Consider the following 12,087-nt stretch of genomic DNA (forward strand, 5'->3'; position numbering starts at 1 on the left):
GTCAGCTCCCGGGCGCGTTGCGGATCAAAGTGAGGGCGGCGGTGGGATCGAGCCGGCCGTCATAGAGCGCGCGGCCGGCGATCGCGCCGGCGAGTTTCTTCGCGCGCGGCGTCAGCATGGCCTTGACGTCCTCGATCGAGGCGAGGCCGCCCGACGCAATCACGGGAATCGAGATCGCGTCGGCAAGCGCAATGGTCGCGTCGAGGTTGAGGCCCTTGAGCAGGCCGTCGCGCGCGATGTCGGTGAAGATGATGGCGGCAACGCCGGCATCCTCGAAACGCTGCGCGATCTCCAGCACCGTGACCTGCGAGGTCTCGGCCCAGCCTTCGACCGCGACCTTGCCGTCGCGCGCGTCCAACCCGACCGCGACGCGGCCGGGGAATTTTTTCGCAGCCGCCTTCACCAGCTCCGGATCGCGCACGGCAGCGGTGCCGATGATGACGCGGGTGATGCCCTTTTCGAGCCAGGCTTCGACGGTCGCGAGATCGCGAATGCCGCCGCCGAGCTGCACCGGGATCTTGATCGTTTTCAGCATCGCCTCGACCGCCTGCGCATTCACCGGCTTGCCGGCGAACGCACCGTCGAGGTCGACGACGTGGAGATATTCAAAACCCTGCGTGACAAAGCTCTGCGCCTGGGCTGCAGGATCGAGATTGAACACGGTCGCGCGCGCCATGTCGCCTTGCTCGAGGCGCACGCACTGGCCGTTCTTGAGGTCGATGGCAGGAAAAAGAATCACGGTTTCCATCGCAAAAAGTTCGAGATCAGGGCCAAGCCGAAACGCTGGCTCTTCTCGGGGTGAAACTGCGTGCCGATGGCTGTGTCCTTCGCGACGATCGCGGTGACAGGCCCGCCGTAATCGGCGCGCGCGAGCACGTCCGCCTCGTTGGCGGCGTTGAGGTGGTAGGAGTGCACGAAATAAGCGTGCTGGCCCTTGGGGCCGAGCGGCAGCTTGTTCAGCACCGGATGCTCGCCCAACACATCGAGCGTGTTCCAGCCCATATGCGGGATCTTCAGGCTCTCGTCGCGCGGCGTGATCTTCTCGACATCGCCGCCGATCCAGTTCAGGCCTTCGGTGATGACATGCTCCTTGCCCCGACTGGCCATCAACTGCATGCCGACACAAATGCCGAAGAACGGCCGCGCCTTGACGCGAACGGCTTCGGTGATCGCCTCGACCATGCCGTTGACGGCATCGAGCCCGCGCCGACAATCGGCAAAGGCGCCGACACCCGGCAGCACCAGACGGTCGGCGCCATAGGCCTGATCCGGATCGCTGGTCACGAAGACTGTCTGTGGATTCTCCATGCTGCGCGCGGCGCGCTCAAACGCCTTGGCGGCGGAATGCAGATTCCCGGAACCGTAATCGATGATGGCGACGCTCATCTTGACCCTCCCGGCTCTGGAAACGATCCAATGATGCCGCCGGCCGGAATCGGCGGCGGGTTGGAGAATTGCTGACCCGGCACGTTGCGGGTCGGCGGCGGGCCGCCGCGATCGACGGCCCATTGATCATTGACGATGCCGCGTTGCTTCTGGCTCCAGCGCTCGAAGAAGCGCCGCTCGGCGGTGTCCTCGTCGTCAGCGACGACGACGTCGAGCTGGCGCCACTTGCCGCGCGACAACGTCCAGCGGCGCAGGCTCGAGGCCTCGAACCCCATCAGCAGCGCGACGATGATGTTGGCGAAGAAGATCGAGCTACGGCCGACGCCGAGGCTGTGCAGCCCGGCATCGAACGCGGCGAGGAAGACGATCCAGCCGATCAGGGCCAGCCAAAGCCTGTTCCAGGCCAGCCAGAACGGGCCGAATACCATCGCCCAGAAATGGAAGCCGTCGCGCACGAACACGAATCTGTCGGTCGCGCGCAGATCGGCCCCGCCTGGGGTGGGAGCATGAACTGTGTAGACAGGCATTTTCGATGCCCCGTTCTCGAGAATTCATTGATACCGCCGGCAGCGTTCGCCACCGAGACGAAGACGTCAGCCGCCGAGCGAGCCCTTGGTGGACGGGATTTCGCCCGCCGCCTTGGGATCGATCGCAACCGCGGTGCGCAGCGCCCGCGCCAGCCCCTTGAAACAGGACTCGGCGATATGGTGGCTGTTATCGCCATATAGGGTCTCGACGTGGAGAGTCACGCCGGCGTTGATGGCGAAGGCCTGGAACCACTCGCGCACCAGCTCGGTGTCGAACTCACCGATCTTGTCGCGGGGGAAGTCGGCCTTGAACACCAGGAACGGGCGGCCCGAAATGTCGATGACCACGCGCGACAGCGTCTCGTCCATGGGCATGTGCACGCCGGCATAGCGGGTGATGCCCGCCATGTTGCCGAGCGCCTGCCTGACCGCCTGGCCGAGCGCGATGCCGGTGTCTTCGGTGGTATGGTGATGATCAATGTGCAGGTCGCCCACCGCCTTGACCGTGAGGTCGATGCGGGAATGGCGGGCGAGGAGATCGAGCATATGGTCGAAAAAGCCGATGCCGGTCGCGATATTGGCCACGCCGGTGCCATCGAGGTTCACGGTGACCTCGATGTCGGTTTCCTTGGTCTTGCGCTTGATCGTCGCGGTGCGCATGGAAAATCGGTTTCCATTCTAGCTTTGAGCCGAAAACGCCAGTCTATTAACAGCCAAATGACGCCTTCGCTACTGCGGGAACGGCTGGCCGGGCTTCTACTTCTGCCTATGGTGAGCGAATTTGAGGCCGGAACGGCCCGTTGTGGGCCGGTTGTCCCTTTGCTCCTGACCGCCTAAATCAGCGCAGACAACGAGGATTATGATGCAGGATTCCCAGAACAGCTCGCCGGTCTGGCACGGCACCACGATTTTGACGGTCCGTAAGGGCGGCAAGGTGGTGGTCGGCGGCGACGGCCAGGTCTCGATCGGCCAGACCGTGATCAAGTCCAACGCCAAAAAGGTCCGGAAACTTGGCAAGGGCGATGTCATCGGCGGCTTTGCCGGCGCCACGGCCGACGCTTTCACCCTGTTCGAGCGGCTGGAGAGCAAGCTCGAGCAATATCCGGGGCAGTTGACCCGGGCCGCCGTGGAGCTCGCCAAGGACTGGCGCACCGACCGCTATTTGCGGCGGCTGGAGGCCATGATGATCGTGGCCGACAAGGACGTCTCCCTGGTCCTGACCGGGACCGGCGACGTGCTCGAGCCCGAGGCCGGCGTCATGGCGATCGGCTCCGGCGGCAATTATGCGCTGGCCGCGGCCCGCGCCCTGATCGACACCGACAAGGACGCCGAGACCATCGTCCGCCGCTCGCTCGACATCGCCGCCGACATCTGCGTCTACACCAACCGCAACGTCACCATCGAAAGCCTGGCGGCCGGCTAGGTCATGGTGCCCCCCTACGCCTTCCGCCCGATGATGGCGGCCGATCTTCCGCTGATCCGGCGGTGGCTGGGCGAGGCGCATGTGCGGGAATGGTGGGGCGATCCGGACGAGCAGATTGCGCTCGTCAGCGGCGACCTCGACGAGCCGGCGATGGACCAGTTCATCGTGTTGGCCGGCCGCGAGCCCTTCGGCTATCTTCAGTGCTATCGCCTGACCGCCTGGAATACGGGCTTCGGGCTGCAACCTGAGCGCACGCGTGGGATCGACCAGTTCATTGGTGAGAGTGCAATGATCGGGTGCGGCCATGGATCGGCGTTCATCCGCCAATTCGTCGATGAGAGCTTCCGGCAGGGCCTGCCGCGCATGGTCACCGATCCAGATCCGCTCAATGCGCGTGCCGTGCGCGCTTATGAGAAAGCAGGCTTCGTCCGCGACGGCATGGTCGATACCCCGGATGGGGCCGCACTGTTGATGGTGCGCGAGCCGTGACGCCGACAAGCACGCACGACAGCAAGGGCGCTGCACATTCGCGACAATCTGACGCTCACCGTTCTGAAGCTCGTCCGATCCTCAGATCATCTGACGGCCAAAAAAGCGGCTTGTCCCGGCCCGTTTCTGACCCTAGCTAAGGTCCCCATGACAGACTTCTCTCCCCGCGAAATCGTTTCCGAACTCGACCGTTTCATCGTCGGCCAGGCCGATGCCAAGCGCGCCGTCTCGATCGCGCTACGCAATCGCTGGCGCCGGCAGCAGCTCACCGGTTCCTTGCGCGAGGAGGTGCTGCCGAAGAACATCCTGATGATCGGACCCACCGGCGTCGGCAAAACGGAGATCGCGCGGCGACTGGCAAAGCTCGCCAATGCGCCGTTCCTGAAGGTGGAAGCGACAAAATTCACCGAGGTCGGCTATGTCGGCCGCGACGTCGAGCAGATCGTGCGTGATCTCGTCGAGGTCGCGATTTCCCAGGTGCGCGAGCGCAAGCGCAAGGACGTGCAGGCGCGGGCCCAGCTCGCCGCCGAGGAGCGCGTGCTCGATGCGCTGGTCGGCGCCAATTCCAGCGCGGCGACGCGGGAATCCTTCCGCAAGAAGCTGCGCGCCGGTGAGCTCAACGACAAGGAAATCGAGATCGAGACGCAAGGCGGCGGCAGCGGCATGCCGATGTTCGAGATCCCGGGCATGCCGGGCGCACAGATGGGCGCGATCTCGATCGGCGATATCTTTGGCAAGCTTGGCGGAGGCCGCAAGACGCGGCGGCTGACAGTCGAGGGCTCGCACGAAATCCTGGTCAACGAAGAGTCCGACAAGCTGCTGGATACCGACCAGCTGACGCTGGAGGCGATCAGCGCGGTCGAGAACAACGGCATCGTGTTCCTCGACGAGATCGACAAGATCTGCGCGCGTGAGGGCCGCGTCGGCGGCGACGTCTCGCGCGAAGGCGTGCAGCGCGACCTGCTGCCGCTGATCGAGGGCACCACGGTCTCGACCAAGCATGGCGCGGTGAAGACCGACCACATCCTGTTCATCGCCTCTGGCGCCTTCCACGTCGCAAAGCCGTCCGACCTGCTGCCGGAATTGCAGGGCCGCCTGCCGATCCGCGTCGAATTGCAGGCGCTGAGCCGCGACGACATGCGCCGCATCCTGACCGAGCCCGAGGCCTCGCTGATCAAGCAATATGTTGCCTTGATGCAGACCGAGGGCGTGACGCTCGACATCACCGACAGCGCCATCGACGCGCTCGCCGACATCGCGGTCGCCGTCAATTCGACCGTCGAGAACATCGGCGCGCGCAGGCTCCAGACCGTGATGGAGCGCGTGCTGGACGAGATCTCCTTCACAGCCCCCGACCGCAACGGCGAGACCGTCCGGGTCGACGCCGATTTCGTGCAGAAGCACGTCGGCGACCTCGCCAAGAATGCCGACCTGAGCCGGTTCATTTTGTAATTCGGCTCTGGCACGCTATGGATGCGGCGTGACCGCGCGCATCCTGCAAAACCCCTGGCGATTTCTGCTCGCGATCAACGCGGCGGTCATCGTCGGCGTGTTCGTTCACAAGATCCAGCTGCCGCCTTACGTCCCCTACGTCCATCTCCTCGTCGACTATCATTTCGGCTTCATCAAGCGTGCGCTGATCGGCGCGATCGTCGCGCTGTTCTCGGCCAAGGTGCCGGTTTGGCTGGTGTTCGCGCTCGGCGGGGCGACGTGGCTGCTGACGCTGGGGCTTTACGCAAAACTGTTTCAGAGGACGTTCGGCTTCACCGCGAAGACGCTGCCGCTGTTCGTCTTCATCGCGGGCTCGCCGTTCTTCCTGAAGAACTTCATGCACACGCTCGGCCATTTCGACATCTATGGCTGCGCGCTGGCGCTCATCCTGCTGCTGATGCCGGCGGGCTCATTGCTGTTCGTGGCGACGGCGGCGCTGTTCGCGATCATTCTCGTCCTGATCCACCACATCCATTTGCTGATGTATGTGCCGACCATAATCACCATCGTCGTGACCAGGCACTATCTCGCTCACGGCATCACCCGGACGAACGTCGCGTTCGGTCTGGTCACGCTGCTTTCCGTGATCATGCTGTTCTTCGCCGCGCAGTTCCTGGGAACGATGCCGATCCCCGAGGCGGATTTCGTTGCGTATCTGAAAACCCGGATGGTCGATCCCTCGCGCACGGATCTGCTGCAATTCAGCTACATCTGGTATCAGCCGCTGGCGAAGGAGATCTCGGACACCTGGGGCCGCCTGCCGCACAACATCCTCGGCGTGCCCCTCTTCGCCCTGCTGATCTGGCTGCACACGCCGCTGTGGCGCTACTTTGCGAAGCTGATCGGCGGGCTCGCGAACGAGACGCATCGCCGGCTGGTGATCACGGCGCTGATCGGCGTCAGCCTTGCCTATCTCGTGATGTTCGCGATGGTGTTCGACTATTCGCGCTGGATCTCGAACTGGGCGGTCTGCATGTTCCTTATCCTGCATGCAGTAAAGATGCTGCCGGCCGATAAAGAGACGCCATTGATTCCGGCCGAGGACCAGAAGACCAACATCTTCGGCCTGATCATCACTTTGATCCCGCGGGTCGGAATCGTCCGGCCGTTCTAAGACCTCGCCCGCCGGATCCGAACATAAAGCGCGCCCTCGCCGCCATGGCTGATAGCGGCCTCCTCGAAGCCCACAACGAAGGCGCGGAATTCCGGCAGGCTCAGCCATTCCGGCACCTGCCGACGCAGCACGCCGCTTTCGCCGCCGCTGCGGCCTTTCCCGGTGATGACGAGCACAAAGGTCAGGCCATCGTGATGGGCGCGGTGGAGGAAGCCGCTCAAGGCGCGGTGCGCGCGTATCTGGGTCATGCCGTGCAGATCAAGCCGCGCCTCGATCTCGCTGCGGCCGCGCGACAGTTTTGTCCGCTCGCGCTTGCCGAGCGGGGCGAGCGGCGGTATCGCCGGCTTGGCTGGACGCGGGGTTGGCGCTTGAGCCAAAGGTCGCGGCGACGGCGCAGGCTTTGCGGCCGGCGCTACCAGCGACGGCTCAGCGCGCGGCGTGGTGTGCACCTTCGTTGCGCGATGCTTCCGCAGTGGCTTGACTTGCTTTGCGACGAGCTCCCACAGCTCGCGATCTTCCTCGGTCAACCCACGACGACGCGACGAGGGACGCGGAGGATCCAGCACGGGCGGACGGGACGATCGCTTCATTGCTGGTGGGAACGACTTTTGATGTGCCTGCGCGGTTCGCGGACAGGTTCTATCACGGGACGCGGCGCCGGCAGCGGCACCGGGCCGGCAATTGCGACGGTCTCGCCCTTCGCCGGGTCCTTGGGATCGGTCTGCGGAAACAGCTTTGCGATCTTCTCCGACGGCCGCGGATCCGGTACCGGCAGCCGCGCGGCGCGCACGGCCGGATCGAGGCTCTTCGGCACCAGCATAACGAAATGCATGGGGTGACGCAGCCGGCCCGAGACGCGGCCAGCGTCAGCGCCGGCGCCAAAATAGAGATCGGCGCGCGCGGGGCCGACGATGGCCGAGCCGGTGTCCTGCGCGATCATCAGGCGATGGAACGGCGTTTTGGCGCGTTCGGACTCAATCGGCAGCCCGCCCTCGATGAAGAACGGCGTGCCGTAGACATGGAGCGATTTGTCGACCGCGATCGAACGGCCGGCGGTCAATGGGATGCCTTGCGCACCGACCGCCTCGTCCTTGTCGGACAGATTGACCTCGCGGAAGAAGATGTAGGAGCGGTTCTGGCGCCGCAGCTCCTTGGCGCCGTCAGGATTCTGCGCCATCCATTCCCGGATCTTCTGCATCGACATCTCTTCCTTCGGAATGATGCCGCGCTCGATCAGCACACGTCCCACGGCGGTGTAGGGATAGCCGTTATAGGAATCGTAGTTGAGCCTTATGGTGCCGCCGTCGTCGAACTTGATGCGCGCCGAGCCCTGGATCTGGGCGAACAACAGATCGGTCGGGTCCTTCAGCCAGGCGATCTCGAGTCCGCGGCCGGCGATCTTGCCGTCCTCGATCTCGCCGCGATCGTAATAGGGCACGAGCTTGCGGCGGCCGATCTTGCGGTAGACCGATCCCTTGTTGGGCAGGCTGACGGAGGCCTGATTGTAGCCGCGCACGAACAGGTTCGAGGGGCGCCGATAGACCGGGACGTTGTAGACATCGGTCTGGGTGCGCGATCCCTCCAGCACTGGCTCGTAATAACCGGTGACGAAACCGTCGGGCTCGCCGAGGCGCGAGATCCGCAGCGGCGAGAAATTCTCCTCGAAGAAGGTCTTGGCTTTCGCGTCGTCGGTCAGCTCGAGCGATTTGGCGGCACGGCAGGGTTCGCTCAACGAGCCGCCGAGAGCCTTCTGTTCAGGAGCGCCGGTCTGTGCATTGATCGAGCGGCAGCTGGCGCGAAAGGTCTTGTACGCCGCGAGATGATCGTCATCGCTCCAGCCCTTCACGTCCGCCCAGACCAGCGGCAAATATTGTGCGCCGGGAATTTCGAACGGGAGAGGGAGCTGCGGATAGGGCAACGCCCGCGGAGGAATCGCGGCCACGTCGGGAAGATGATGGTAATGGCTGCGGTAGTGGCGCCGCGCAGCCTCGGCGCCAAGCGAAAACGAAGCCAGCACGACGACACCTGCGCAAAGCGCCGTCGCGCTGTTCTTCAGGAAACTCTTAATTCGCGCTTCCGGTGCCAACCAGCTTCCAGTTCGGATCGCGAGAGGTGATATCGCGGGCGAAAGTCCAGATGTCGGTAATGTCGGCGACCGTGTCAGGGTTGCCGTCGACGATGTTGCCGGCCTTGTCGCGGGTGGCCGAGATCATCTGGGAGACGAACCGGATCGTGAGCTGGGCCGTGCGATCGCGCAGCTCGGCGCCGACCAGCTCGGCCTTGTCGATCGAGACGAAGCGCGTCTCGGTCTTCTGCTCGTTCTTCTCGCGGTCCTTGATTGCGGCGTCGAAGCTTTCATAGACCTCGGACGACAACAGGTCGCGCAGCGCGCGGCGATCGCCATTGGCGAAGGCCAGCACGATCATCTCATAGGCGCCGCGGGCGCCCGAGATGAAGTGGCGCGGATCGAAGGTGGAATCCCTGTCGACGATGGCATCGAGGCCCTGGGCGAGCGCGGTGCCCGGCTCGGTCAGCCCCTTCCAGCGGTCGGAGGGCGGAGCGGGCTCGGCCGTCGGCGCCAGCGGCGCCTGGTCGATCACCTTGCCCGGCATGGTCACGACATTCTTGTCCGGGGCACCCCCAAGCGCATTACGAGCCGTGCGGTCGAACGGCGGCCGCTCATTGCCGGTCCGTTGCCCCAGCACGCTGCGCAGCCGCAGGAAAATAAAGACCGCCAGCGCAAGGAAGATGATGGTGTAGATGTCCACGTCGTATCGCTTTCTGGTCTTTTCTCAGGTCTTCTTTGGGGTCGCTGCCGGGAAAATCAATCCGGCCAGTAGACCGTTCCATACCGGAACGGCAAGGCTACATCACCATTTTAGGACCGGTTTTGGGCCTGCGCGTCGCGTCCGTCGGATGTAGGCACGAAATCATGCCCGGCCAATGGCGCCTTTTGGCACAGCATCAAGTGTAGCGCGTTTTATGCTTAAGGGGAAACCCGATCCTGGCCGGAAATCGCGCATCTTCAAGCGTTTAACGTGCGATTTCGGGTCCGGGGCGGGCGGAACGTCACAGTTGTAGGCGTGGCCCGGATCGACCGTCCGGAGCCGTTCGTCCTTGTGGAATGAGGCGGCCCTATGTTAGCCAACCGCCGCGAAATTCAGCCCAAATCGGGTAAGGAGACACTCTGATGACCAACGGTAACGGCACCCCTCCCGAGGCGGCCCAGGCTGCTCCCCAGCTCAACGTGCTGGCGCAATATACCAAGGACCTTTCGTTCGAAAATCCGAACGCGCCGACCTCGCTCCAGCCGCAAAGCCAGGCGCCCCAGATCAACATCCAGATCAATGTCAGCGCCAACAACCTCAGCGAATCCGAGTTCGAGGTGACGCTGTCGGTCGAAGGCAAGGCCGAGAACGCGGGCAAGGTGATGTTCTCGTTCGAGCTCGCCTATGCCGGCGTGTTCCGGATCGTCAACGTGCCGAAGGAGAACCTGCATCCGCTGGTCATGATCGAATGCCCGCGCCTGCTATTCCCGTTCGCCCGCGAGATCATCGCGACCGCCGTGCGCGACGGCGGGTTCCCGCCGCTGATGCTGGACCCGGTCGATTTCGTCGGTCTCTATCGCCAGAACATGGAGCGGCAAATGGCCGCTGGTGGTCAGACCGGTCAGGCCTAACCAGCCGGAGTGACGGCAACTGGAGCGGCCAAAAACTCGTTCCAGATCACCTTGTCGCCGAGCGTTGCGATGAAAGCCCGGTGGGCTTCGCGCTCGGCGTCTGAAACCCGCGGCGCGAGCGGCACAGACCGCTGCCGCCGCGGCGCATCGCCAGCGGCATTGACGCGAATCTCCTGGGCGTCTGACGCCAGCAGCAGCTGCGACTGCCGCGCCCCGACCAGATCGACATAGACCTCCGCGAGCAGTTCGGAATCGAGCAGCGCGCCGTGCTTGGTGCGGCGTGAATTGTCGATCGAGTAGCGCGAGCAGAGATCGTCGAGCCGGTTCGACACACCGGGATGCTTGCGCCGCGCCAGCAGCAGCGTATCGACCAGCCGCTCGCGCGGGATCGCGGCACGCTTGATCCGGTCGAGCTCGGCATTGATGAAGCTGATGTCGAACGAAGCGTTGTGGATCACCAGCGGCGCATCGCCGACGAACGCCAGAAATTCGTCGACGACCTCGTGGAACAGCGGCTTGGTCGAGAGAAACTCGGCCGACAGCCCATGCACGGCAAAGGCTTCCGCCGGCATGTCCCGTTCAGGATTGATATAGACGTGGTACGTCTGTCCCGTCGGCATGCGGTTGAAGATCTCGACGCAGCCGATTTCGACCAGGCGATCGCCGCGGAGCGGATCGAGGCCGGTGGTTTCGGTATCGAGAACGATTTCGCGCATGATGTGTGGTGCCGTATGAGGCGGCGAATCAGGCTCGCCGCTGCGGCATCTTAACGACCTCGGCCAGGATGTGCGTGATTTGCGCGCGCACCGGCTCAAGTCCGTGTGAGGTATCCACGACGAAATCGGCCCGTTTGCGCTTTTCGGCATCAGGCGTCTGCTTGGCGATGATGGCGTCCAGTTTTGCTTCGTCCATGGTTCCCCGCGCCAGCACACGTTCGCGCTGGATTTCCGGCGAGGTCGAGACCACGACCACGGCGTCGACCCGCTTCTCACCGCCGGTTTCGAACAGCAGGGGAATATCCAGGACCACGACCGGTGCCTTGGCGGCTTCGGCATCGGCAAAGAATTTTTGCCGGGAGGCGCCGAGCATGGGGTGAACGATCTGCTCGAGCTGCTTGATCGCGGCGGGATCGTGCACCACGCGCGCAGACAGTTTGGAACGATCGACCTTTCCGTTCGCGGTGGTGCCGGGAAAGGCGGCCTCGATCGCGGGTGCGGCCTCGCCTTGATAGAGCTGATGGACGGCAGCATCGGCGTCGTAGACGGGCACACCGGCCTCCGCGAACAATTTCGCGGTGGTGGATTTGCCCATTCCGATCGAGCCGGTCAGTCCGAGAATCCGCATCAGCGCCAAGCCATCCCTGTCAATCACACCGTAATGAGCCGCTCGCCCCGCAGGAACGCAAGCAGCGGCAGCAGCGGCAGGCCGAGAATGGTGAAATGGTCACCCTCGATGCGCTCGAACAGATGGATGCCGAGACCTTCGAGCTGATAGGCGCCGACGCTGGTGGTGACGGCATCGCCGGCGGCATCGAGATAGGCTGAAAGCTCGGCCTCGGTCATCTGCCGCATGGTCATGCGGGCGACCGACACATCCTCGAAGACGACCTTGCCGTCATGCACCACGGCGACGGCGGAATTCAGCTCGTGGCTATGCCCGGCGAGATCACGCAACTGCGCCAGCGCCTGCGAACGACCGGTGGGCTTGTTGAGGAGCCGATTCCCCAGCGTCAGCGTCTGGTCGGCCCCAATCACATAGCTTCCGGGACGATTCGCCGAGACCGCCTTGGCTTTCTCGCGCGCCAGCAACAGGCCGATCTCGCGCGCGTTCGAAAGTTTGGACGCAGCCTGAATACCGCGCTCGTCGATGTCAGCGGTAACGGCCTCGAATTCGAGCCCGGCGTTCGCCAGCAGCACTTTGCGCGCGCCGCTCTGCGAGGCCAGGACCAACGGAGATGTGCCGCGCCACAGGCCCATCG

The 12,087-nt window shown here is 64.0% G+C and carries 15 protein-coding genes; 5 read left to right on the forward strand and 10 right to left on the reverse strand.

The genetic code is table 11. The features are described 5' to 3' along the window. Nucleotide 1: 1 nt before the first annotated feature. The 4 genes from hisA to hisB all read right to left on the reverse strand — a co-directional run bounded on the left by hisA (nucleotide 2) and on the right by hisB (nucleotide 2,573). Nucleotides 2–739: a 1-(5-phosphoribosyl)-5-[(5-phosphoribosylamino)methylideneamino]imidazole-4-carboxamide isomerase gene (gene hisA, locus JJC00_RS01175; RefSeq protein WP_200470968.1), complete on the reverse strand. Its 738-nt coding sequence runs from the start codon at nucleotides 737–739 to the stop codon at nucleotides 2–4. Then, entirely contained in the window at nucleotides 736–1,386 is a 651-nt protein-coding gene (gene hisH / locus JJC00_RS01180) for an imidazole glycerol phosphate synthase subunit HisH (protein ID WP_200470969.1), read from the reverse strand. Before hisH ends, hisA begins: the two co-directional genes overlap by 4 nt. Continuing rightward, nucleotides 1,383–1,913, reverse strand: a complete 531-nt coding sequence (locus tag JJC00_RS01185) for a DUF2628 domain-containing protein (protein WP_200470970.1) — start codon at nucleotides 1,911–1,913, stop codon at nucleotides 1,383–1,385. The genes hisH and JJC00_RS01185 overlap by 4 nt, the downstream gene beginning before the upstream one ends. A gap of 66 nt (nucleotides 1,914–1,979) precedes the next feature. After that, complete coding sequence (gene hisB, locus JJC00_RS01190) at nucleotides 1,980–2,573, reverse strand: imidazoleglycerol-phosphate dehydratase HisB (RefSeq protein WP_200470971.1); 594 nt, start codon at nucleotides 2,571–2,573, stop codon at nucleotides 1,980–1,982. A gap of 202 nt (nucleotides 2,574–2,775) precedes the next feature. Between hisB and hslV the strand changes: the two genes are divergently transcribed. The 4 genes from hslV (at nucleotide 2,776) to JJC00_RS01210 (ending at nucleotide 6,430) form a co-directional block, all read left to right on the forward strand. Next, nucleotides 2,776–3,336 (forward strand): ATP-dependent protease subunit HslV, encoded by a 561-nt coding sequence (hslV, locus tag JJC00_RS01195; protein WP_200470972.1) that lies wholly within the window; start codon nucleotides 2,776–2,778, stop codon nucleotides 3,334–3,336. A 3-nt stretch (nucleotides 3,337–3,339) separates the two neighbouring features. Beyond that, nucleotides 3,340–3,825, forward strand: coding sequence for a GNAT family N-acetyltransferase (locus tag JJC00_RS01200; protein ID WP_200470973.1), 486 nt, complete (start codon nucleotides 3,340–3,342; stop codon nucleotides 3,823–3,825). Between the two features lie 147 nt (nucleotides 3,826–3,972). Beyond that, nucleotides 3,973–5,277 (forward strand): ATP-dependent protease ATPase subunit HslU, encoded by a 1,305-nt coding sequence (hslU, locus tag JJC00_RS01205; RefSeq protein ID WP_200470974.1) that lies wholly within the window; start codon nucleotides 3,973–3,975, stop codon nucleotides 5,275–5,277. Between the two features lie 28 nt (nucleotides 5,278–5,305). Then, nucleotides 5,306–6,430 carry a hypothetical protein gene (locus tag JJC00_RS01210; protein ID WP_200470975.1) on the forward strand — a complete coding sequence of 375 codons (1,125 nt, stop codon included), beginning with the start codon at nucleotides 5,306–5,308 and terminating at the stop codon, nucleotides 6,428–6,430. Here the strand turns inward: JJC00_RS01210 and JJC00_RS01215 are convergent. Genes JJC00_RS01215 through JJC00_RS01225 form a run of 3 tightly spaced genes read right to left on the reverse strand, consistent with a single transcriptional unit; the run spans nucleotide 6,427 to nucleotide 9,198 of the window. Then, nucleotides 6,427–7,020: a Smr/MutS family protein gene (locus JJC00_RS01215; RefSeq protein ID WP_200470976.1), complete on the reverse strand. Its 594-nt coding sequence runs from the start codon at nucleotides 7,018–7,020 to the stop codon at nucleotides 6,427–6,429. The genes JJC00_RS01210 and JJC00_RS01215 overlap by 4 nt on opposite strands. After that, on the reverse strand, nucleotides 7,017–8,516 hold the full coding sequence (mltA, locus tag JJC00_RS01220) for a murein transglycosylase A (RefSeq protein ID WP_200470977.1): 1,500 nt from the start codon (nucleotides 8,514–8,516) through the stop codon (nucleotides 7,017–7,019). The genes JJC00_RS01215 and mltA overlap by 4 nt, the downstream gene beginning before the upstream one ends. Next, on the reverse strand, nucleotides 8,494–9,198 hold the full coding sequence (locus JJC00_RS01225) for a Tim44/TimA family putative adaptor protein (protein ID WP_200470978.1): 705 nt from the start codon (nucleotides 9,196–9,198) through the stop codon (nucleotides 8,494–8,496). The genes mltA and JJC00_RS01225 overlap by 23 nt, the downstream gene beginning before the upstream one ends. A gap of 422 nt (nucleotides 9,199–9,620) precedes the next feature. Here JJC00_RS01225 and secB point away from each other — a divergent pair, with 422 nt between their 5' ends. Continuing rightward, on the forward strand, nucleotides 9,621–10,109 hold the full coding sequence (gene secB, locus JJC00_RS01230) for a protein-export chaperone SecB (RefSeq protein ID WP_200470979.1): 489 nt from the start codon (nucleotides 9,621–9,623) through the stop codon (nucleotides 10,107–10,109). Here the strand turns inward: secB and dnaQ are convergent. The 3 genes from dnaQ to JJC00_RS01245 are packed head-to-tail and all read right to left on the reverse strand — an operon-like array spanning nucleotide 10,106 to nucleotide 12,085. Then, nucleotides 10,106–10,825, reverse strand: coding sequence for a DNA polymerase III subunit epsilon (dnaQ, locus tag JJC00_RS01235; RefSeq protein WP_200470980.1), 720 nt, complete (start codon nucleotides 10,823–10,825; stop codon nucleotides 10,106–10,108). The genes secB and dnaQ overlap by 4 nt on opposite strands. A gap of 28 nt (nucleotides 10,826–10,853) precedes the next feature. Then, nucleotides 10,854–11,453, reverse strand: a complete 600-nt coding sequence (gene coaE, locus JJC00_RS01240) for a dephospho-CoA kinase (RefSeq protein WP_200470981.1) — start codon at nucleotides 11,451–11,453, stop codon at nucleotides 10,854–10,856. Between the two features lie 23 nt (nucleotides 11,454–11,476). After that, nucleotides 11,477–12,085 carry a Maf family nucleotide pyrophosphatase gene (locus JJC00_RS01245; protein ID WP_200470982.1) on the reverse strand — a complete coding sequence of 203 codons (609 nt, stop codon included), beginning with the start codon at nucleotides 12,083–12,085 and terminating at the stop codon, nucleotides 11,477–11,479. Nucleotides 12,086–12,087 lie beyond the last annotated feature (2 nt).

Source organism: Bradyrhizobium diazoefficiens, assembly GCF_016616885.1.
In the GTDB taxonomy this organism is placed as follows: Bacteria; Pseudomonadota; Alphaproteobacteria; order Rhizobiales; family Xanthobacteraceae; genus Bradyrhizobium; species Bradyrhizobium diazoefficiens_F.

What these genes read in the sequence shown, in the direction of transcription:
- hisH (WP_200470969.1), bottom strand. Translation starts at nt 1,386, where the DNA reads ATGAGCGTCGCCATCATCGATTACGGTTCCGGGAATCTGCATTCCGCC.
- JJC00_RS01185 (WP_200470970.1), bottom strand. Translation starts at nt 1,913, where the DNA reads ATGCCTGTCTACACAGTTCATGCTCCCACCCCAGGCGGGGCCGATCTG.
- hisB (WP_200470971.1), bottom strand. Translation starts at nt 2,573, where the DNA reads ATGCGCACCGCGACGATCAAGCGCAAGACCAAGGAAACCGACATCGAG.
- hslV (WP_200470972.1), top strand. Translation starts at nt 2,776, where the DNA reads ATGCAGGATTCCCAGAACAGCTCGCCGGTCTGGCACGGCACCACGATT.
- JJC00_RS01200 (WP_200470973.1), top strand. Translation starts at nt 3,340, where the DNA reads ATGGTGCCCCCCTACGCCTTCCGCCCGATGATGGCGGCCGATCTTCCG.
- hslU (WP_200470974.1), top strand. Translation starts at nt 3,973, where the DNA reads ATGACAGACTTCTCTCCCCGCGAAATCGTTTCCGAACTCGACCGTTTC.
- JJC00_RS01215 (WP_200470976.1), bottom strand. Translation starts at nt 7,020, where the DNA reads ATGAAGCGATCGTCCCGTCCGCCCGTGCTGGATCCTCCGCGTCCCTCG.
- secB (WP_200470979.1), top strand. Translation starts at nt 9,621, where the DNA reads ATGACCAACGGTAACGGCACCCCTCCCGAGGCGGCCCAGGCTGCTCCC.
- dnaQ (WP_200470980.1), bottom strand. Translation starts at nt 10,825, where the DNA reads ATGCGCGAAATCGTTCTCGATACCGAAACCACCGGCCTCGATCCGCTC.
- coaE (WP_200470981.1), bottom strand. Translation starts at nt 11,453, where the DNA reads ATGCGGATTCTCGGACTGACCGGCTCGATCGGAATGGGCAAATCCACC.
- JJC00_RS01245 (WP_200470982.1), bottom strand. Translation starts at nt 12,085, where the DNA reads ATGGGCCTGTGGCGCGGCACATCTCCGTTGGTCCTGGCCTCGCAGAGC.